The 20,518-nt window shown below is 37.4% G+C and carries 15 protein-coding genes and 1 tRNA gene; 4 read left to right on the top strand and 12 right to left on the bottom strand.

Features of this window, described 5'->3' with window-relative positions; translation table 11 throughout:
- Positions 1 to 36: 36 nt before the first annotated feature.
- Positions 37 to 1,245: a glycoside hydrolase family 117 protein gene (locus ALGA_RS02820; protein WP_197705686.1), complete on the bottom strand. Its 1,209-nt coding sequence runs from the start codon at positions 1,243 to 1,245 to the stop codon at positions 37 to 39.
- Between the two features lie 445 nt (positions 1,246 to 1,690).
- The gene (locus ALGA_RS02825) at positions 1,691 to 3,241 is read right to left on the bottom strand and encodes a sulfatase family protein (protein ID WP_096427859.1); all 1,551 of its coding nucleotides are present in this window, start codon (positions 3,239 to 3,241) and stop codon (positions 1,691 to 1,693) included.
- A 475-nt stretch (positions 3,242 to 3,716) separates the two neighbouring features.
- Here ALGA_RS02825 and ALGA_RS02830 point away from each other — a divergent pair, with 475 nt between their 5' ends.
- On the top strand, positions 3,717 to 5,126 hold the full coding sequence (locus ALGA_RS02830) for a M64 family metallopeptidase (protein ID WP_096427860.1): 1,410 nt from the start codon (positions 3,717 to 3,719) through the stop codon (positions 5,124 to 5,126).
- A 182-nt stretch (positions 5,127 to 5,308) separates the two neighbouring features.
- On the opposite strand, the gene galE is transcribed toward ALGA_RS02830, so the two are convergent.
- The 10 genes from galE to ALGA_RS02875 all read right to left on the bottom strand — a co-directional run bounded on the left by galE (position 5,309) and on the right by ALGA_RS02875 (position 17,730).
- Positions 5,309 to 6,334 carry a UDP-glucose 4-epimerase GalE gene (galE, locus tag ALGA_RS02835; RefSeq protein ID WP_096427861.1) on the bottom strand — a complete coding sequence of 342 codons (1,026 nt, stop codon included), beginning with the start codon at positions 6,332 to 6,334 and terminating at the stop codon, positions 5,309 to 5,311.
- Between the two features lie 518 nt (positions 6,335 to 6,852).
- Positions 6,853 to 8,439 (bottom strand): beta-N-acetylhexosaminidase, encoded by a 1,587-nt coding sequence (locus ALGA_RS02840; protein ID WP_096427862.1) that lies wholly within the window; start codon positions 8,437 to 8,439, stop codon positions 6,853 to 6,855.
- Positions 8,440 to 8,500: 61 nt separating this feature from the next.
- The gene (locus tag ALGA_RS02845) at positions 8,501 to 9,460 is read right to left on the bottom strand and encodes an ROK family protein (protein ID WP_096427863.1); all 960 of its coding nucleotides are present in this window, start codon (positions 9,458 to 9,460) and stop codon (positions 8,501 to 8,503) included.
- Between the two features lie 143 nt (positions 9,461 to 9,603).
- On the bottom strand, positions 9,604 to 10,287 hold the full coding sequence (locus tag ALGA_RS02850; RefSeq protein WP_096427864.1) for a carbohydrate-binding family 9-like protein: 684 nt from the start codon (positions 10,285 to 10,287) through the stop codon (positions 9,604 to 9,606).
- Between the two features lie 63 nt (positions 10,288 to 10,350).
- The gene (locus ALGA_RS02855) at positions 10,351 to 12,678 is read right to left on the bottom strand and encodes a glucosamine-6-phosphate isomerase (protein WP_096427865.1); all 2,328 of its coding nucleotides are present in this window, start codon (positions 12,676 to 12,678) and stop codon (positions 10,351 to 10,353) included.
- A 186-nt stretch (positions 12,679 to 12,864) separates the two neighbouring features.
- Entirely contained in the window at positions 12,865 to 13,038 is a 174-nt protein-coding gene (locus ALGA_RS22910) for a hypothetical protein (protein WP_153244837.1), read from the bottom strand.
- 269 nt (positions 13,039 to 13,307) lie between these two features.
- Complete coding sequence (locus ALGA_RS02860; protein ID WP_096427866.1) at positions 13,308 to 14,576, bottom strand: sugar MFS transporter; 1,269 nt, start codon at positions 14,574 to 14,576, stop codon at positions 13,308 to 13,310.
- A gap of 234 nt (positions 14,577 to 14,810) precedes the next feature.
- Positions 14,811 to 15,710, bottom strand: coding sequence for a nucleotidyltransferase family protein (locus ALGA_RS02865; RefSeq protein WP_096427867.1), 900 nt, complete (start codon positions 15,708 to 15,710; stop codon positions 14,811 to 14,813).
- 349 nt (positions 15,711 to 16,059) lie between these two features.
- Positions 16,060 to 17,286 (bottom strand): ROK family protein, encoded by a 1,227-nt coding sequence (locus ALGA_RS02870; protein WP_096427868.1) that lies wholly within the window; start codon positions 17,284 to 17,286, stop codon positions 16,060 to 16,062.
- 360 nt (positions 17,287 to 17,646) lie between these two features.
- Positions 17,647 to 17,730 (bottom strand) — tRNA-Leu (locus ALGA_RS02875).
- A 148-nt stretch (positions 17,731 to 17,878) separates the two neighbouring features.
- Here ALGA_RS02875 and ALGA_RS02880 point away from each other — a divergent pair.
- The 3 genes from ALGA_RS02880 to ALGA_RS02890 all read left to right on the top strand — a co-directional run bounded on the left by ALGA_RS02880 (position 17,879) and on the right by ALGA_RS02890 (position 20,508).
- Positions 17,879 to 18,427 (top strand): hypothetical protein, encoded by a 549-nt coding sequence (locus tag ALGA_RS02880; protein WP_096427869.1) that lies wholly within the window; start codon positions 17,879 to 17,881, stop codon positions 18,425 to 18,427.
- 582 nt (positions 18,428 to 19,009) lie between these two features.
- A complete protein-coding gene (locus ALGA_RS02885) occupies positions 19,010 to 19,456 on the top strand; it encodes a thioredoxin family protein (protein ID WP_162845376.1) in 447 nt (148 codons plus the stop codon).
- Positions 19,453 to 20,508: an FAD:protein FMN transferase gene (locus ALGA_RS02890; RefSeq protein WP_096427871.1), complete on the top strand. Its 1,056-nt coding sequence runs from the start codon at positions 19,453 to 19,455 to the stop codon at positions 20,506 to 20,508. Before ALGA_RS02885 ends, ALGA_RS02890 begins: the two co-directional genes overlap by 4 nt.
- The last annotated feature ends 10 nt before the right edge of the window (positions 20,509 to 20,518 follow it).

Genomic DNA, 20,518 nt, shown 5'->3' on the forward strand with positions numbered 1-20,518 from the left:
CCTACACACTAACTCTAAATCCAACTAATCTAATATCTATTTGGCTTTAGGAGCCTCACCTATAGCCACGTGGGTTGTTACTCTTCTTGATGTAAATCGTCTAATGTATTGATAATCTGAATTCATATACTCGTGAGTCAATCCCCAACGAAGAATTTCTGTAGGTTCTTTTTCTATATCAGCAGAACGGTTTAATCCAATTGCATGTGGAGCTCCTTTTATGGATGATTTGATTGAAAAATTAATTCCATCCGGAGACCATTGTATTGTGTTTTTCTCAGGACCATCTGTAGTAATCAATGATGCAACACCACCATTATATGGCCAAACGCATATCTCATGTCCGCTATTAGATATTGGGTTGTAAGGAGATTTTACGTAAGGTCCTTTAGGATTATCAGCAATAGCTAAACCATGTCGAATTTGACGTCCTCCAAAAGTAATTTCTTCTCCCATTTGTTCTCCTTTATAGTACAAGTAAAATTTACCATTAAAAGGAATGATGCATGGATCATGAACTTTATGACTATCAAAATCACCTTTCTTAATTACATTAAAGCGATTATCGTCTGTGCCTTTCCAAACACCGTTATCAGCCGGACTTAAAATAGGCTCTTCTGATTTCGTCCAAGGACCATTAGGTGAGCTGGACCATGCCAAACCTACTTGATTCTTTACACGCACATTGTAAGGCGACTTTACAGTTTGATAAGACAAATAATAAGTTCCTTCCCATTCCATTACTTCCACAGTAAAAACCGAACGATCGTCATAAGCTCCTTTGGGGCCTCTTGGTACCGCTAAGCCTTCTTCTTTCCAGGTTATTCCATCCTCTGATGTTGCGTACCAAATATCACATCGATCCCAAGGAAATACTTTTTCATTTTCTATATCACCAGCAAAACCTTGTGTTGGCCCGGTACTTTTAGTATACCACACATAGTATTTACCATCAATTTTTAAAAGAGCACTTGGGTCTCTTCTCACGACACCTTCTTCATAGGCCAAATCGCCTTTTAAATCTGAAACTTCAAATTCAATAAACCATTCATTCCCTAATTTATCCCACTTTAAAGCTCTTTTTGATGCAGCGCTTAAATGATCCTTATCAGTTATGCCCAAACGATCAAAATCCTGCTCACTGTATTGGCTTACATCAAACTCTTCCTGAGTATGCTTGTCACTCGTACATCCAATGAATGTCATAAAAAAAGCAACAACTATGAAATTAAGTATTCTCTTCATATCGACCTTAAACTAAAATTTGTATTTGTTTCCGAGTCAATGTTAAGAAGAAAACATGAGCGTATCAGCACGTATTTAGCTACTTAAACAGTGTGTATTTGATAATAAGGTGCGTATTTGATAATATATAGGGGGTAGATGAGATGAAGTATCGTTTTTAAATTAACAATTCCAGAAAATTTAATTCTCGTTAAAAGTTACCAACTTCAAAATAAGTAGGTATAGAAACAATTAGAAGGACTAAAAAAGAATAAATATTCATACGATTATAATTTTAAGTTTTTGTCATATGGCCCCGAAAGCTTTCGGGATTACCATGCTGAGATAATCATCTCCCTGTGTGTCAAAATCACTTTGGCATGGACGTTTCATGTAAAAAAAAACCTGCCCCAATAGGACAGGTTTAGTAAAAATTATCAAAATAATCTAGAATAAGTAGATCCAATTATTTTAGTTCCACTTCTGTTATATTACTATAATTTTTTCCGCGGATATTTTCAAATTCAGTAAGCATTTCTTTCAATTTCTCAGGATTAGTCGTTGCTAAATTGTTTTGCTGATCAATATCTTCTTTAATATTGTAAAGTTGATAAGCCTTTGAATTCCCTATCTCAATATTCACTTGCTTTAGAATCGGAGTACCCTCATATGGAGGAATCATTATCCAATTTCCTTTACGAAATGCAGTTTTAGAATTTGCTTCAACAATCAGGTTTTCTCTTCCTTTGTCGCTCTCTCCCAATAATGCACTTAGCATATCCTGACTGTCTGTTTTTGGAGCTTCGACACCAATTAATTTGGCTATTGAAGCCATTAAATCCATCTGACAAACCAAAACATCTGATTCTTGCGGCTTAATTTTACCTTTCCAATAGGTGATAAATGGAATTCTTGTGCCTGCTTCGAATAAACTGTATTTTCCACCTCTAAATGGTCCTGAAGGTTTGTGCTTTCCTAATTTCTCAACGGCATCATCGTTATAACCGTCATTCAACACCGGACCATTATCGCTTGAGAAAACGATTAAAGTATTCTCCAATAAGCCTTCTTCCTTCATTGTTTTCATGAACTCTCCTATGGTCCAGTCGGCTTCCAAAATTACATCTCCACGTGCACCCATTCCCGATTTTCCAACAAAAGCAGGATTTGGAGTACGAGGTACATGAGGCTGTTGCAATGCGTAATACAAAAAGAAGGGTTCACTTTTATGATCTCGTACATATTGCTGAGCCAATTTCAAAAAGTGACCAGACATTTCTTCATCAACCCATTTCGCCTTTTCGCCACCTTTCATGAATCCAATTCTAGGAATTCCATTCACAATAGTCCCATTGTGACCATGATGCCATTTCAATCTACAAAGCTCTGGATTCTCAAGTCCGGTTTGCTGACCCGCAAAATTCTCTTTGTAGCTTACTTCAATGGGATCATTAGCATCTACACCAACAACATTCCCATTATCGATAAATACAGTAGGAACACGATCTTGAGTCGCAGCCATAATATACGAATAATCGAATCCAACTTCGTTAGGACCCGGAGTTATGTGTTTGTTCCAATCCAAAGCACCATCACCCAAACCTAAATGCCACTTGCCTACAACACCTGTATGGTATCCGTTTGCTTGCATCATTTTAGGAAGTGTAGGTTGATCTGTACCAATTAATAAGGGAGCACTGCCAGCAAGTATCTTTGCATCTTTATTTCTCCAAGGATAAGATCCTGTTAACAGTGCATATCTACTTGGCGTGCAAGTTGCTGATGATGCATAACCATTGGTGAATCGGATTCCTCCTTCGGCAATTGCATCAATATTTGGTGTTTGCAATTCAGTTGCGCCATATGAACTTAAATCGCCGTAGCCCAAATCATCCATATAGATAACCACAACGTTTGGTTTTGCACTCTTCTCTTCATCCGTTTTTTTTGCTGGTTGACATCCTGCAATTAAAATTGGCACTAATAAAATCGACCAGATTAAATTTTTCATTTTCATAAACTTCATTTTTTAATCAGCAATAAATACTTTTGAGCTATTATTATTTTGAGCGGTGAATCATTTCTGATTACCTATATTAATTCTTACCCTTTACTTATTTCACTTGCCTTCTACATACCGAATACATTCCTAATGAGTAAAAATTATACCTTCGATACTTTTTAGTACAATAGTAGGTATTATGAACCTGTCATAATAGTGGTATATAAACAATTTTTAAGGGGGCATTTGATATTTCCTAAACATCTACAACTACAATGCTTGAACTAATTACATAAACTTGCCTTTACAGAATTAGTAGAGATATGACGAATCGCATTTTTCGGAAAACAGATAATCCTTATCTTGTAGCATCTACAAAACACTAAAAAGAAACAAAATACTATGAAACGTCCATGTATAAAGCTTTCTACACACAGGGAGATGATTATATGGTAAGTTCCATATGACAAAAACTTAAAATTATAAACATATGAAAAATATTTTTGTATTTACCCTTGTACTAATTGGCATCTCCTTTTCATCCATGGCTCAATATGCTGATTATTTTACAAGTGCTACAATGCGTCTGGACTATAACCATGTGGGAAATTCGGGTGAAGAACACTTCGCTTTCGATCAAATGGTGAATGATGGCGACTGGGCAGGCAGTAAAACTGTTTTACTTGACAATCTGAAACTGGGAAAATATTTTTTCGAAGTAAAAGACTCTAAAACTGGTACACTGCTCTACTCACGAGGATTTGCAAGTATTTATGGCGAATGGGAAACTACACCGGAAGCAAAAACAGAATGGGGAAGTTTTCATGAATCTCTTCGTTTTCCCTGGCCTAAAAATGAGGTGGCTGTCACAATATCAAAACGTAATATTAACAATGGCTTCGATCCCATATGGACTTATAATGTGAATCCAAAACATTACCGTTCATTCTCCAGCCCAGTAAAAAATCATTACAATACAATTGATATTGTAGTGAACGGAAAACCTGAACATCAAGTTGACATTGTTGTTTTAGGAGAAGGTTACGCAAAAGAAGATATGGGGAAATTTAAAAAGGATGCACAGCGCTTTGCTGAAGTTCTTTTAAATACCGAACCTTATGCTTCATTTAAGGATAAATTTTCGATCAGAGCGGTAGAAACTCCATCTCCCGATTCTGGCGTGAATCATTCTCATCAGGATATCCACACCCGATCAGCTCTTTCAGTTACCTACGGAGCTTTTGATTCGGAACGATATGCGCTTGGGTTCGATAATAAAACCATTCGGAACGCAGCAGCAGCAGTACCCTATGAATTTACGGCCATTTTAATGAATGACTCCATTTATGGTGGTGGCGGTATCTACAACTTATACATCACTGCTGCGGTTGATAATGCTTTTCAGGAATACTTGTTTGTTCATGAATTTGGTCATCATTTTGCTGATTTGGCTGACGAGTATTACACATCTGCAACAGCTTACGAAATGGACGCCAAGCATTTGGAACCTTGGGAACTAAATGTAACGGCCAATGCTGATCCCGAAACAATTAAATGGAAAGACATCGTTACTCCTGGCACACCAATTCCAACTCCATGGGAGAAAGAAAAATACGATGAGAACAGCATTGCCGTTCAGAAAAAGCGTGTTGAGTTACGAAAATCTAAAGTTGATGAAAAAGTAATGGAAGATTTCTTTCTGAAACAAAAAGCATGGGATAATGAGCTTTTATCCAATATGAAATATAGTGGTAAAGTAGGTGCTTTCGAAGGAGCTCAATACAAGTCAAAAGGTTTGTACCGAAGTGCTGCAAATTGCATCATGTTTACCCGTCACGATAAATTTTGCCCTGCCTGCCAACGGGCAATCAAACTGGTAATCGATCAAAACACGAAGTAAAAACGAAAGCTGGATAAACTAAAAAGCGATTCATATTTAAATGAATCGCTTTTTTTTAATACCTCTCAAAAAGAGTAGACCCAAGCCTTTCAACTCTTATTTCCAAACACATACAACCTCTACAATAAAATATCCCGACTTCTTTGAGGCCGGGATATTTTTTAATTCTTTTTAAATACGATTTACATCTTGCCGATATTCAATTGCCATTTCCAGGCTGAAAGAAGGGTCGCATCAAGAGTACTCTCTGCTTTCCATCCTAATTCTTCATTTGCTAAGGTGGTATCGGCATATATTTGTTCGATATCGCCAGCTCGACGAGCTACTATTTTATGAGGAACTTTCTCTCCTGTTGCTCTTTCGAATGATTTAATAATCTCAAGAACAGAAACTCCATTACCTGTTCCAATATTAAAATATTCGTAATTTTCCTTGTTCTTGTTTTTTAATAGCCTTTCAATAGCTACTACATGTGCCTTGGCTAAATCTACAACATGAATGTAGTCGCGAATGGCTGAACCATCGGCGGTATCATAATCATTACCAAAAACACTCAACTCTGGACGAATACCAGCCACAGTTTGTGTTAGGAAAGGAATTAAGTTATTGGGTACGCCCAATGGCAACTCACCAATTTTAGCAGTTGCATGTGCCCCAATTGGGTTGAAATACCTTAGTGCGATTCCTTTTAATGATGGATATGCTTTAATCGTATCTCGAATGATATCCTCACAAATAACTTTCGTATTTCCGTAAGGTGATTCAGCTTCTTTTCTTGGTGTTTGCTCCGTTACCGGTAAATGCTCTGGCTGTCCATATACAGTACAAGAAGATGAAAACACAAGATTAGATACATTAAACTCAATCATTGAATCCATGATATTTAGTAAAGAGCTCAAGTTATTATGATAATACATCAATGGTTTATCAACCGATTCTCCAACCGCTTTCGATGCAGCAAAATGTATAATTGCTTCTATATCTGAATATTTCTGAAAGAAATCTTTTACTTTTTGTTTGTCCGTTAAATCAAACTGCTCGAATTTTGGTCGAATGCCGGATATTTTCTTAATCTGATCCAGCACTTCAATTTTTGAATTCGAAAGGTTATCAACAATCACAACATCGTAGCCACTGTTTTGCAATTCCACAACGGTATGTGATCCTATAAAACCGGTTCCTCCGGTAACAAGAATTTGTTTGCTCATTTAGTTTAATTTAGGATTAACAATAAAAACAAATTTACATTAGTTGACTTTCAAAAACAATAATAGTGAAGTCTAATAGTTGATAAAGGCAGATAACTTCACAATTAATTAAACTAAGCTTGTAATCTTCTTACTGAATGTTTACTTATTCTGTAGAATTCGCTTTTATCAAGTTTTAAACTTCTGTTGTTCCCCCTTCTTTCATATTTTAAATCTATTGGTCCATTTGTTTTTCATGCACCACAAGAAAAATAAGCCATTCGTACTGAGAAACCAATAAGTGAAGCATTTCAAACTGCGGAATCAAGCCTTTCCAGTATCAAGGGAAAAATTTCAGCTGAAACTAAAAAAGAAGTAAGTTGGGAAGAAACGATAAATTCTGATATGTATTTGGGACCTAAATCTTAGGTAATTGCGTCGGCTTCTATTTCAAAAGAGATACCCAAACCCGGAAGTGGCCCGAATTAAAAAAGCCTGTCTCTGCTGGACAGGCTTATGGTAACAAGCTCATTTAAAATCTATTTCAACTCCTTATTTTTAAGAACTTGCCATGGTATCAATTCTGATTTATAGTAGTTAATATTCATAAATTCAAATCTTTCTTGTTGCATTCCAAGGCGAAATTTATACTCGTCCCATGAATGGTTTTCAACAGGAGACCATCCTAATTCTGCGTAACCTGGAAGACGTGGAAACACAAGAAACTCGATGTCATCCATAGTTTCAACTGTTTCAGTCCAAAGAGGAGCTTCAATCCCCAGAATATCCTTCTTAGCTATTCCTTCTACAATACTTTCCAGAGTCCAATTGTAAGCCTTGTCAACAGGAACAAAACCGGCCCAGTGCAGACCCAATGGACATAATGAATCGTACTGCATATCCATATAAGCAAGTGAAGCAGGAGACATTATAACTTTTACGTTTTGCTTTACGGCCTTTACTGCATTTTCTGGTTTGGTTTGCCAAAACTGAGCCACAGAGCTTTCATCAAGAGATGCAGCAGCAACATCAGCCCATCCCATCATCTTCTTACCATGAGACTGAACAATTTTCTGCACTCTATTCACAAACTTGATGTAATCTTTCTTTTTGGTTACATGCGATTCGTCTCCTCCGATATGAATATACTCACCAGGAGTGATAGCAGCCAATTCGCGAATCACATCATCAACAAATTGGTAGGTAATTTCTTTATCAGTAGCCAAAGTGCTGAATCCAACTCGTGTTCCTGTATACAATTCACAAGCTTTATTATCAGCATTTAATTCAGCATAAGAAGCCAAAGCGGCATTCGTGTGACCTGGCATGTCGATTTCAGGAATAATTGTAATGTAACGCTCCTTGGCATACTGCACAATTTCTTGATATTCTTCCTGTGTGTAGTATCCACCTTTCCCGCCACCAACTTGTGTCTTTCCACCAATTTCTGTTAGTTTAGGCCACGATTTTATTTCAATTCTCCATCCCTGATCATCGGAAAGATGCAGATGCAAAACATTCATTTTATATGCAGCCAAATAATCAATGTATTGCTTAACATCCTCAATACCGAAAAAGTGTCGTACCACATCCAACATGGCTCCGCGATATCCATACTGCGGATAATCCATAATTGTTCCACTGGCAATTAACCAAGGACCTTTCTGCAAACTATCTGATTCTATTTTTGCAGGTAAAAGTTGCCGAATTGTTTGCACTCCACGAAAGATACCTTCAGGTTTAAAAGCCTCCAGAGTGATTTTTTTAGACTCAATGATCAAATTATATCCTTCTTCACCCAAATCTTTTTGGTTCTCATTTATAATCAGAGAGATTCCTCTACTTCCCAAGGGTTTCTTCAACTCTTTTATTTCGGTCTTGAATCCTGTCGAAGGAGCGATGAAATCGGCCAGATAGGCTGCTATTTCTCTTACTTCTTCCTTTCCTGTTTGAATATTAATTTGAGTATTCTTTGTCCATTCGAACGAACTTCCTGTTGCAGTTAAACTTACTGGCTTAGGGATCAGATTTTCCTGATTCAAATCTTTAGGAATCGGTTTTTTGCAAGAAAACAACATCATAGGAATGAATAGTAATGCCAATCCAAATTGTAAGAATTTACTCATATTATCATTTTTTGTTTGTTAATATTTCCCTAATATTGCTTGATTTCCCACAAAATCTAATTCACTTTCGGCTTTGATCGTTCCATATTAAAGCGGCCGCCCCAAGTACTGCAGCATCATCGCCTAATTCTGAAGGCAAGAGGCTAATTTTGTTTTTATACAGAAACAGTAAATTCTTCTCCATTGCCTCACGAACAGGTTCAAAAAGAAGTTCTCCAGCCTTTGCCAATCCTCCAAAAAAGAAAATAGCTTTAGGACTAGTTACCGTAGCAATATTCGCCAAAGTTTCCCCTAACATTTTCCCGGTATAGGCAAAGACTTCCATTGCTAGTAAATCCCCGTCATTGGCCGCGTCGGCAACCATTTTCGCAGTCAATTTATTAAACGGGATTTCTCGCAAAGGACTATCGCCCAAATGTTTTGCCAACATCTTATACACAGTTCGTTTTACTCCGGTAGCAGATACATATGTCTCTAAACAACCTCTTCGGCCACAACCACATTCCCGTCCTTCCGGCCTTACAATAATATGTCCAACTTCCCCGGCAAATCCATCATGTCCGTAAAGCAAATCGCCGTTTACAACAATACCACTTCCCAAACCAGTACCCAGAGTAATCATCATATAGTCAGTCATGTTTTTTGCACCTCCAAATATACGCTCACCCAAAGCCGCAGCATTGGCATCATTGGTAAGTTTTACGGGGACATTCATGCGTTCCTTCACCAAACGGGAAATTTCCAAGCATCCTTTCCACCTTAAATTGGCGGCATTTTCGATTGTGCCGGTATGAAAATTTCCATTGGGAGCTCCAATACCAACCCCAATTAATTTAAGATTCTCACTTGAATCTTCAATCGTCTTATCCATTAGATTACACAAGTCATTCAGAAAATCCTCAAATCGTTCTTGCTCCTGAGTGAGAATACTTCCATTTCCCCAGGATTTTCCGTTTGCGTCAACACATGAAAAAACGGTATTGGTTCCTCCTATATCTATACCTACTGCTATATCTGTCATTACAATTTATTCTAATTTGCTTTCAAATAAAAATGATCGTGATGCTAGTCCCGTTGTTGAACCAGCACTACTGCTAATTTGGCCGTAAAAAAACAAAACATATTTACTTATTGAGTCCAAACAGAGCAAGTATGCTAGCTAAATTAAGAAGCAAAGCTAGTTCTTTCTTTATAGTCTTTATAGTAGGCTTCTAATTTAAACGTACCAAATGATGATGGAATATGAAAATCCGGTTCTTCAGAATCTGGTTTCACCCAGGAAATCCATCTCAAATCCGCCTCTTTGTTTCCATCTGGCAAACCCATACAATACCCACGATACAAACCAGCCTCTATTCTATCTTTTTTCAACAATCCTAACTCTTTCAAAGAGGAAAGTTTAATTGAACCTTCCACCACATATCCTTTTGGATTTACCGAAGCTTTCACCTCCAAATTTCCTTCAGGCCATTCCCATTGGTAATCAAAATCGCGATAATATCGGGTCACATAATCCAAGACACGTCCTCGGGCATCCATTTCCAAACAGTAGTACGGATTTAATTTTTCATTTTGTCTAAAAAAAATCTCAACGCGATCACTTTGGACTACCTCCATTTTGTGATCTTCATCAACGTAAGTCAATACATTCTCATCTTCTACGTCGAACCTGAAAAATAATTTATTATCATCATGCAAAGCTCTAAAAGTGGTCTTAGGTTCTTTCTCCTCTTCCCAGGGATAAGAGAAGTCTGAATTGATATTTGCCATTTCCCAAACAGGATGCATTTGTCCCCCAGTAAGGTTCAACATATTGGCTTTTATTCTTTTTACGATATATTCAGTCATTTACTAAAAAAAAGTGGACCGAGAGACAATTGTCTCCCGATCCGGGGTATTTATGTGTGGTAGTTAAAACGGATTTTCCTCAACTGCTTTTTCTAAGTCTTGTGCCATAGCAACAAACTCGTCAGCAGTCATCTCCTTCATATAAACCAAACCATGAGTAGCACGTACCAATGGATGATTGTTTTCGTAGAAGAAATTCTTGCCTAACAGCAATTGAATTTGTTTCAACTGCTGAACCCAAATCTTTTGAGTTAACTCGTTGAATTTGCCATCGTACTCATAACTTGGAAAGGATGCATTTACCTGACTTAAATAACTTTCGCTAAATGAGTTTTCCATAACATCAAGAGCATTCAGTGAAACCGGCACAATAGAATCGGCTTCGGAAGGATGGTATTTAAACCAAACATTTCGGTAACCAATAATTCGAAGTTTCGATAAATCTTCCTCTTCTTTCCACTCCTTAACTGCACCAGCAATAGCTTGCAATACTTTATAATGTGTATCCGGTCCACTTCCTTCCGGATCCATTGCCAAACTAATAATTGTTGGCTTGTGTTTTCTAAATTCTTCCAGTACAGGAAGCATGTCTCTGTTCTTTTCAGGGCTTTCTGTAAACACATCACCTTTATAAAAGCCCAAACGCAAGTGATGAACATTTTTAACCGGAGTACCGAAGTGAGCCCAAACCAACTCCTCTTCAAACTCACGAATCATTCCTTTCATTTTCTGAACTTCAGGAGAATTTTTTCCTCCGTCGTAGCTATTTTCTAAATCGCTGATAATACTTGCGATTTCTTCAGTTAAATGTGATTTATTTCGAACACTCCAAACTTCAACAATGGAACGAATTACACGATGACACAAACCTCTTCGCTTTCCGTTTTGATTGCGGGCCGCAACTGAATTCAAGAAATGATACACATCTTTGTCCCACTTTTTGCTATATCCTACTTCGAAGAAATCAGGATAATCCAGCATTTGAATTTCACCTTTTGCAATATAATCCTGACATTCTTTCAACACACCAATTACAAAATCATTTGTAACCGCAGTAAAACCAGATGTAAGAACAGAAAAATGAACGTCGTTGGTTGCTGAACGCATCTGCCGGTTGGTGTATGGCATAATTCCCAGCATGATATCATCGTGATGAGGACCGGTATGATAAATTACCTCGTTGGTATCAGGTTTCATTCCCTTTTCCATCTTCTTTTTGATGGAATCGATAACAGTATGAACAGTTTCCGCATTCAAATTAGGAATCTGACTGGTGTAAGGATCAGCCTTTAAATCTTCCAAAGTTAAATGATGACCGTATTTATTGATTTTCTGACACAGATCAATTATTGATCTTTCTGATTTTGAATGAGTCCACTCTCCTGTTTTGTAAAACTGATTCACACTATCGGTCAACTTGCAGGCCGCACCCTTTGTTAAGTAAAAACGACTGTTTTTCTGACGCTGTAGCACCGAAGCTGGATAAATAGCATTTGGCGCACTTTCCAGTGATCCTTTTACAATCTCAGCTTTGGCTTCACCTGCAGCAAAAATAATGGAAACAGCATTTGAATCGTGAGTAATCGTATCCAAGCCAATGGTAATCACCAAACGGTTTCTTGATATTTCAATCCCGCCCAAATCACCTGCGGCAACTGCCTGTGTCTCGAAATTTGTTTTTGTTAATCGTGTAGTCGAAAAATGATCCGATCCTCGGGTGTTAAAGGCAATATGACCATCAGGGCCAAGTCCTCCCAAGAAAAAGCCGATGCCCCCTTTATCACGGATTTTTTGCTCATAAGAAGTACACCAGTTGTCAATCATGAAAATTGATTTCTGCTGCATCTCTTCCACAACACTTGTTGCCTCGCGGTAACGAAGCGACAAATCAATATTGTAATCAGGAAAAACTTCCAGAAAATGCTTATTATCTACCAATGGAATTTCATCTGAATTAATTAGCAATGAATTGGATATATCCAAGCCAAAACCATCAATATAGTATTTCATCACATAGTTGTGGAAACTATTGTGCTGGCGCGGATCAATTGGATAAAACTCATCAATCTGGACAAACTGCAAACCACTCAAATCGGGTTTCGCCATGTTTCCAAGTCCATATTTACTGCGGATATCCATTCCCTTAGGCTTGTTCCAATTCTCAAGAAGAAACTGAGTGTATTTGATAAAATACTCTGGTGTTTTACCTGTTGGCAAACTAATTACTCCCTGAGGATTCTGTTCTGCCCACTCCAAAAACCGAAGTGAAGTCATCAAACCCAATTTCGGAAAATTATCAACCGTTACATAAGGTATTTTGGCTGTAATTTCCGGCACTCCAGATAATTCATGAAATGCTTGCTCTACTTTTGATGTAAATAATGTTTTCATATTCTTTTTATTTCTATAATCTCTTAACCTTACTCGTTTAAAACACGTCACTTTCGTGAGAAAATAACTGTTCGTTTTAAATTACGCTACCACACGATTAAATACCGGGTTCGGCATCAGAAATAAAATTCCTTTTATTACACTGATAATTCTTTGCTGTATTTTGATACCACTTGCTTCATCTGCTCATATTGTTCTTCCATGCTTGTTAGTAATTTGCAGCAAATAGACAGGATGTGTATCACCAAACGTTTTCACAAAAAATGTATCGTTTATAAAGCCTTCACCCAGAGGACGAATATTTTCAATATCCCCCTCTAACTGAAACTTCGATACGATATAGTTTAGGTCTTTACTCATTTGCTCTTAGTATCCGTTTTAAAAATAAAACACGAATCGGTATCATTTACTGAAAATCTCGTAAAATAGGCCTTCTCATTCTTTATAATTATTCCTGCAAACTGCAGGGACATTCACATAACCTGTGCAAAGCTTCCTGCAAACTGCAGAGACATTTACATAACCTGTGTAAAGCTTGCTGCAAACTGCAGGGACATTTACATGACCTGTAGAAAGCTTCCTGCGGAGTGCAACAAACTTTTAAACCTATCAATTAGCTAGTATGCCATTTATTTCCACGATTTCAACTTGCATCCTTTAACAGAATAGAAAAGAATGAACAGGTAACAGGGTACCATTACCCAATAAGCTTGTTGACTTCCGAATGCATCGGATAAACCACCCCATACCAATGGCATAATTGCACCACCTGAAATAGCCATGATCAACAAAGCAGAACCTGTATTTATGAAACGTCCTAAATTTGACAATGCAAGTGGCCAAATAGCTGGCCAAACCAAAGCATTTGCAAAACCAAATAAAGCAACAAACAGAACCGAGGTAATGCCTGATGTTAGGATCACTCCCAATGAGAAAATAATACCAAAAATGGCTGACATTTGTAGTGCAAAACGTTGAGAAATGACACGTGGAATAAGTGTGATTCCCAGTAAGTAACCTACAACCATTGTCACCATTGTATAAGATGTGAAGGCTTTGGCAACATTCATCTCAATGCCTAAAGAGATTCCGTAACGGATAATAGTATCACCCGCTACAACTTCGGCACCTACATAGAAGAACAAAGCTAAAACACCTAGAATCAAATGAGGAAAACCGAAAATACTTTTCTTGTTCGAATTATCATCAGCCTCACCATCACCATTCTTTGTTACGTCAATTTCAGGAAGTGGTGCCATGCGAACGCCAAATCCCATAAGGAAAAGAACGATGGTCATCACAATGTATGGGTTGATAACGCGAGCAGCTAAAGCATCAAGAGCAACAACACGAGAAGCAGCATCCATAGTTTCCAGACTTAGCTTAAATGCATCGCCATCGTTAAGAACGTAGTACGCTAAAATCAGAGGGGCCATAGCTCCTGCAAATTTGTTGCAAATTCCCAAAATACTGATTCTACGAGCAGCACTTTCCCTAGGTCCAATCACAGTTACATATGGATTTGATGCTGTTTGTAAAATTGCAAGACCAGTACCCATAACAAAAAGACCCGTTAAAAAAGTCAGGTAAGTTCTCGACATCGCTGCAGGGATAAAAATCAGTGTTCCCACTGCCATTACCCATAAACCGACCATCATGCCATTTTTAAAACCCAGCCTTTTTATCACCCAAGCCGATGGCAGTGCCATAATGGTGTAAGCAATGTAAAAGGCAAAAGCGACAAACATGGCCTGAAAATCGGACAAATCGCAAGCTATTTGCAGATATGGAATCAGAATTCCATTTAGCCAGGTAACAAAGCCAAAAATAAAGAACAAAGCTCCAATGATAATCATTGGCAGAACAAAGCTCTTGAATGAAGATTGAGAAGTACGCATTTTATAACTGATTTAAGGTTAGAGTCAGACCATAGTTCATGGTATAAGTCAGATTCGTATTTATTCGTTTTTATTATTCATTATTTGCTTCACACATTCGATCAAATCCTTAGCCTACTTTCCTGTTGTAACTTCCGCACAAATGCGAATAATTTTTCGGAATTGGCTTTTCGTATATGTACCCACCCTTTTGGGATATTAATTTTATTCCTCTTGTTTCACTTTCCTCTAAAATTAGGCCCACAATTTAGAAGGATAGATTCCCTTCTCGATCAATTTCCCAATCGCTTTAATTACTTTTTCTTTATCCTCCCGATAAGTCACGCCAAACCACTGAGCATCCGACTTCAAAACTTTAACCTTCGTTTTTCCATCTTTAATGATAGTGGCAACTACTGAAGGAATAAAAAATTCTGACTTCAACTGATGGCCTTCTTCCTGCAGAAAAACGCTAAACTGAGCTTCCAAATGATCAAATATTTTGGGCGTAAAACCCCAAAAGTTCATGGAAACAATTGTGTCCGGAGCTAGCTTTATCCACTCTTCATTTTCCCTGCAGGCAATTCCATTTTCCAACCTCTCAATATGTGTGCGCTCAACAACAGTAGTCAGGAAATCATTCTCATTTGTTTCGCAAACTCCTCTTGATACCGAACCATTTTCCGAAATGGTATTGCCCAACTGGTAGCCAAGCATGCAGTATTCTTCATCAGTAACAGACTGAGTCAAATAATCTGCCATAGTGGTGAAAGCCTCAGCTCCATAGTAATCGTCGGCATTAATTACTGCAAAAGGTTCATTAATAGAATTTTTTGCCATTAAAACGGCATGAGCCGTTCCCCACGGTTTTTCCCGTTCCAAATTATATACGGATCCCTCAGGAACCTTTCCGATTTCCTGAATTACGTAATCAACTTCAATCTTCCCAGCTAGTTTTGCATCAAAAAGCGCTCTGAATTCTTCCTCAAAACCCGCTCTAATCACAAAAACGAGCTTGCCAAAACCGGCATCAATTGCATCATGTATCGAATAATCAATAATGGTTTCATTCGTTGGCCCAATCGGATCGATCTGCTTTAATCCCCCATACCGACTTCCCATTCCTGCGGCTAATACCAATAAGCTAGGTTGCATATGTTTATAATTTTATGTTTTTGTCATATGGAACTCCCAAATTACACTCATTCTCCTGTGTGTAGCACTTTTCACATGGACGTTTCATATCTTATCTAATTATAAATAATAAAATCAATTTTCAGTCTGCAATTTTCTCTTTACCAATACATTCGGGTAAAGATATTCTCGATAAAAAAGCAACCATCTGCCATGCATCACTACTACTACAATGTTCCAAAGGTTTTTAGAAAAGGCAGATGGTCACAATACTTTATAAAAATTGTCCCCTGTAAGAACACTACTTCTACAAAAATCTTCAACGCAAGTTGAAAACAACAGGGAGACAATTTTTTTCTTAACTAATCCACTAACTATTACTTACGACTTTCTTCATAACGTTTGCCATTGTTCCCATAAGAGCGGCATCATCTAATAAATCAGAATTTACCAGCTCCATCTCCGAACTAATTTTATCCATCGCATATTTATTCATCCACATACTTACCGGGCTCATAATATACTTTCCGGCCTGAGCCAATCTTCCTCCAATAATTATCATTTCAGGATTTAGCAAGTGAATCAAAGTCACCAAACCTTTCCCTAAATATTCGCACATCTTGTTCAATTGGTCAATGGCAAACTGATCGCCGGCTAAAATTGCATCAACAACAGCTCTCAAGTCGATCTTTTTCCCCTCCTTCTCATATTTGGCTAAAAAACTTTCCTGACCATTCTCAATCCCTTCTCTTATTTGCCGCACCAAAATCTTGCCGGATGTTAAGGTTTCCAAACAACCAATTTTACCACAACTGCAAAGTGTTCCTTCCGGATCGATCAAGATATGACCAAACTCCCCCGCAAATCCATTTTTACCACTGTACAATTCACCATTTAAGATCATGCCTAAACCAATACCATTGCTTAAATTCAAACACAATACGTTCTTTTTATCTTTGGCTTTTCCAAAAGCCTTTTCACCCAATGCCATTGCCCGTGCATCATTGTCCACCAATATCGAAAATCCAAGTTTCCGATTCAGATAAGCACACACACCTTCTTCAGCAAAACTCAAATGGGTATGTGTCAATCCTTTTTCGGCATCAACCAAACCAGGAATCGAAATACCAACAGCCAGCACCCTTTCCCGGCTAACATTTATAGTCTCAAGCGCAATATTGACTTTTTCAGCCAATGCCTGACAATACTCACTGTTGTTTTCCAATTCAAACTCTTTAAACTCCTCGCGATACACCAAATGGTTATTCATATCGAAAACAGCTAAATTGAGTCTATGTAAATTTATATCAACACCAACTACATATTGATATTCAGCATTAATACAAAATAAATTTGGACGTCTTCCTCCAATTGATTCCCCAATGCCATTTTCAAGAATTACCCCAAAACCTAGAAGATCTTCAACAAGTGAAGCAACCAAGGGCTGACTGATTTTTGCGGTTTTTACAATTTCGGCAATGGAAGAGGCGCCATTGTAATACAAATGAGATACAATTTTACGATACTGCTCCTGCTTTCTCTTTTTCGCATTAAGAGTACCAGTCAGTGTTTTTTCGTACAGAAATTCTAGTTTCATTGCCTAATATTAATTAATGTAATCTCGTGATGTAAAAGTATATGTTTTTTACTAACAACTGTATTCTTTTATAATATATTTTAAAAGAATGCAGTAGTTGTATAATAACGCGGGTGTGTTTTTCTTCGTGATGGAATTGCAACAAAATAGGGTACAAAAAGATCAGGCTGCCAATTTGTAATAAGCTTCGTAAATTTCGGATAAAAAAAAGCCCATCTTATTTAATAAGCTTGGGCTTTATACTATTTTTTGTGTCTGACTCTGAAATGAAGCTACACAAAAGAAACACTTCAGAAAACAAAAAAAAACGCTTAATCCTTTAAGAATAAGCGTTTTTAATTTTACCTAACAATAATAGGGTGCCCAGAAAAAGACTCGAACTTTCACGACCATACGGCCACCAGCCCCTCAAGCTGACGCGTCTACCAATTCCGCCACCTGGGCAGGGCCAGCAAAATTAACAAAAAAGATGCAAATGCAAAGGAAAATTGAACATTCGTCGAAATATATAAATAAAATTGAACAGGCTTTATCAATTGCCCTTTGGAGATGAAATTCATTTTCTATCTTTGCCGAATATTAGAAATAGAACATGGCAGAAAATAAAAAAGATTACTCCTACCTGGATAAGTTGGCTGTTCAACCTGAAAAATGGAATGAACTAGACAAAAATGAATTTCAAGTGATGACATTTAAAACTTGTCTTCTATATGGTGAAAGTCAAAATAAGAAGATGATTCCTATTCTATTTCAAATGTACGATCATCTTCAATCGAGCACCAGTAGCGTAGAGAGAATTAAGATGCTAACAGCTTTAAGTGCTTTCATCCGAAAAAACAAACCAAAAGCAATCATGGGTTTGTTTCCTTTTATTCAAGTTGAGGAAGAAGGTGATGTAATCAGAACAGCAAGTCAATTTTTCGTGAACCTATCTGTTATCTCCAATAAAGAATTTAGTTCCGGAGCAAGAATCTTAATCGAATTGGTAAAGGATGCACCACTCGATCGTAAGTCGGCATATATACTTCTTGGCCTTTTGGATATTAACAATGAAAAAATTGACAAATTGATTTCTCTACTAAAGTCGGAAATTGGTAACGAGGTAAAAAGTATTTTACACAACAACGGCGTTACTTTATAAGAAGGAGAAAAAGTCTTGAAAGGTCTAAAAAGTCTAAAGTCTAAAGATCGAATCTCATCCCGATAGCTATCGCGGACTCGTGACCAACAGAGCTGGAAGTCGAAGCTGCCAAGTCCCCCATTGAGGGGGGAATAAAAGGGTTTGTGTTGGGAAAGCTAAAATCCAACAAAGTAAAAGGCTTAAACGTCGAACGCATAACCCCAAACCCCTAAAGGGGCTTTAAAACACTGGAATTGCAACAACGCTAGCATCTCCAAGTTTCGGAATTTAGTCCGGAGACTGGGCCCCATTTAGTAAAGTAGGCGTTAAAAATAAAAAAAGCTACTACTAAATTGAAACAGATTGCCGCGTTCCCGATACTCGGGATCAGCAAAACTGACGTAGACTCCTCCTCATTACAGAGCCTTTTCAAGATCTCCGAAGATCATGGCAATCATTAATCATCTAATATAAATATGTATATTTTCGCATCTTTTAACATCTTAAATGTATCGCGCAAGACATATTTTCTTTAGATTTGTCTCATCACACAATAATCATTACATTCAAATAACGATTCCACACAAAATAGATTCTTATTTTATGAAAAAAATTGCACAACTATCGTTCCTTCTTTTTTGCACGATACTACTTAGTTCTTTGAGCACGGCAGCTCAAAATAATTTAGACAAGGCTTTGCAAAAAGCAAAAACTGAAAACAAAACCGTATTCGTTAACTTCTCCGGATCGGACTGGTGCAGATCATGCATTCTGCTTAAGAAAACAATTCTAAACACAGAGGAATTCAAGAAATTTGCCGATGAAAAATTGGTGATTCTTGATGTTGATTTTCCAAGATTAAAAAAGAATAAATTATCGAACGAACAAACAGCGATGAATGAAGCATTAGCCGAAAAATACAATTCAAATGGCCAGTTCCCTACCATCCTGCTTTTAGATTCAGATGAGAAAGTACTTGGGAAAACAGGCTACAAGAAAATATCTCCCGAAGCCTACATCGAACACATCAAATCGATTATTAAAGAATGAGGCAATTAGGCATTTTTCTAATTCTGACAACAGGATTCCTGTTTTCAGCTTCTGCTCAAAATAACAAATCGTATACCGAGGTATTGTTACTGATGGGATCACGTTTTGAAATTACTGCTGTGGGAAGCGATGAAAACCAAGCAAGACTAGCAATAAGCACTGGAATTGAAGAAATTCAACGAATTGAACGATTAATCTCATCATGGGATCCAAATTCGCAAACCAGTAAAATAATTACCAATGCAGGAATAAAACCTGTTGTGGTAGATCAGGAGCTTTTTAATTTGATTCGACGATCAATTAAAATTTCGAAGCTTACTCACGGAGCCTTTGATATTAGTTACGCCTCTATGGATAAAATCTGGAGATTTGATGGCAGTATGAAAAGTATGCCCGATTCGGCAAGTGTTGCTTCTTCTGTATCAAAAATAAATTTTAAGAACATTATTCTTGATGAAGAAAGACACAGCGTATTTTTGAAAGAGTCAGGAATGAAAATAGGTTTTGGGGCCATAGGAAAAGGATATGCGGCAAATAAGGCTCTTGAATTGATGGCTAAAATGAATTTGGATGGTGCACTTGTAAATGCATCAGGAGATTTAATAAGCTGGGGAAAAGATGAAGGTGGAAACGACTGGAAAATCGGCATATCAAATCCAAAAAATAAAGATCAGATTTATTCCTGGTTAAGCATTGATGAAACAGCCGTTGTTACATCCGGAAACTATGAGAAATTTGTAGAATTCAATGGTGTAAAATACAGTCATATTATTGATCCCCGAACCGGTTATCCTGTAAAAGGATTAAGCAGCGTAACGGTTATTTGTCCAAATGCAGAACTGGCTGATGGCTTGGCAACTTCGGTTTTTATTCTGGGAAAAGACAAGGGACTCGAATTAATCAATCATTTAAATGGTATCGAGTGCATTTTAGTTACTGATGATCAGAAACTGATTACTTCAAACAATCTAAAACTCGAATATAATGACGCAAAGAAAAATAAATATCAAATACAAATTGGAGAAACCAATGAAAAACAACAGGAAAATTAACTTACTCATC

Source organism: Labilibaculum antarcticum (assembly GCF_002356295.1).
Lineage (GTDB): Bacteria > Bacteroidota > Bacteroidia > Bacteroidales > Marinifilaceae > Labilibaculum > Labilibaculum antarcticum.

Coding starts and splice junctions, on each gene's coding strand:
- ALGA_RS02830 (WP_096427860.1), top strand. CDS start 3,717: ATGAAAAATATTTTTGTATTTACCCTTGTACTAATTGGCATCTCCTTT.
- galE (WP_096427861.1), bottom strand. CDS start 6,334: ATGAGCAAACAAATTCTTGTTACCGGAGGAACCGGTTTTATAGGATCA.
- ALGA_RS02820 (WP_197705686.1), bottom strand. CDS start 1,245: ATGAAGAGAATACTTAATTTCATAGTTGTTGCTTTTTTTATGACATTC.
- ALGA_RS02840 (WP_096427862.1), bottom strand. CDS start 8,439: ATGAGTAAATTCTTACAATTTGGATTGGCATTACTATTCATTCCTATG.
- ALGA_RS02845 (WP_096427863.1), bottom strand. CDS start 9,460: ATGACAGATATAGCAGTAGGTATAGATATAGGAGGAACCAATACCGTT.
- ALGA_RS02890 (WP_096427871.1), top strand. CDS start 19,453: ATGAGGCAATTAGGCATTTTTCTAATTCTGACAACAGGATTCCTGTTT.
- ALGA_RS02825 (WP_096427859.1), bottom strand. CDS start 3,241: ATGAAAATGAAAAATTTAATCTGGTCGATTTTATTAGTGCCAATTTTA.
- ALGA_RS22910 (WP_153244837.1), bottom strand. CDS start 13,038: ATGAGTAAAGACCTAAACTATATCGTATCGAAGTTTCAGTTAGAGGGG.
- ALGA_RS02870 (WP_096427868.1), bottom strand. CDS start 17,286: ATGAAACTAGAATTTCTGTACGAAAAAACACTGACTGGTACTCTTAAT.
- ALGA_RS02855 (WP_096427865.1), bottom strand. CDS start 12,678: ATGAAAACATTATTTACATCAAAAGTAGAGCAAGCATTTCATGAATTA.
- ALGA_RS02865 (WP_096427867.1), bottom strand. CDS start 15,710: ATGCAACCTAGCTTATTGGTATTAGCCGCAGGAATGGGAAGTCGGTAT.
- ALGA_RS02850 (WP_096427864.1), bottom strand. CDS start 10,287: ATGACTGAATATATCGTAAAAAGAATAAAAGCCAATATGTTGAACCTT.
- ALGA_RS02885 (WP_162845376.1), top strand. CDS start 19,010: ATGAAAAAAATTGCACAACTATCGTTCCTTCTTTTTTGCACGATACTA.
- ALGA_RS02880 (WP_096427869.1), top strand. CDS start 17,879: ATGGCAGAAAATAAAAAAGATTACTCCTACCTGGATAAGTTGGCTGTT.
- ALGA_RS02860 (WP_096427866.1), bottom strand. CDS start 14,576: ATGCGTACTTCTCAATCTTCATTCAAGAGCTTTGTTCTGCCAATGATT.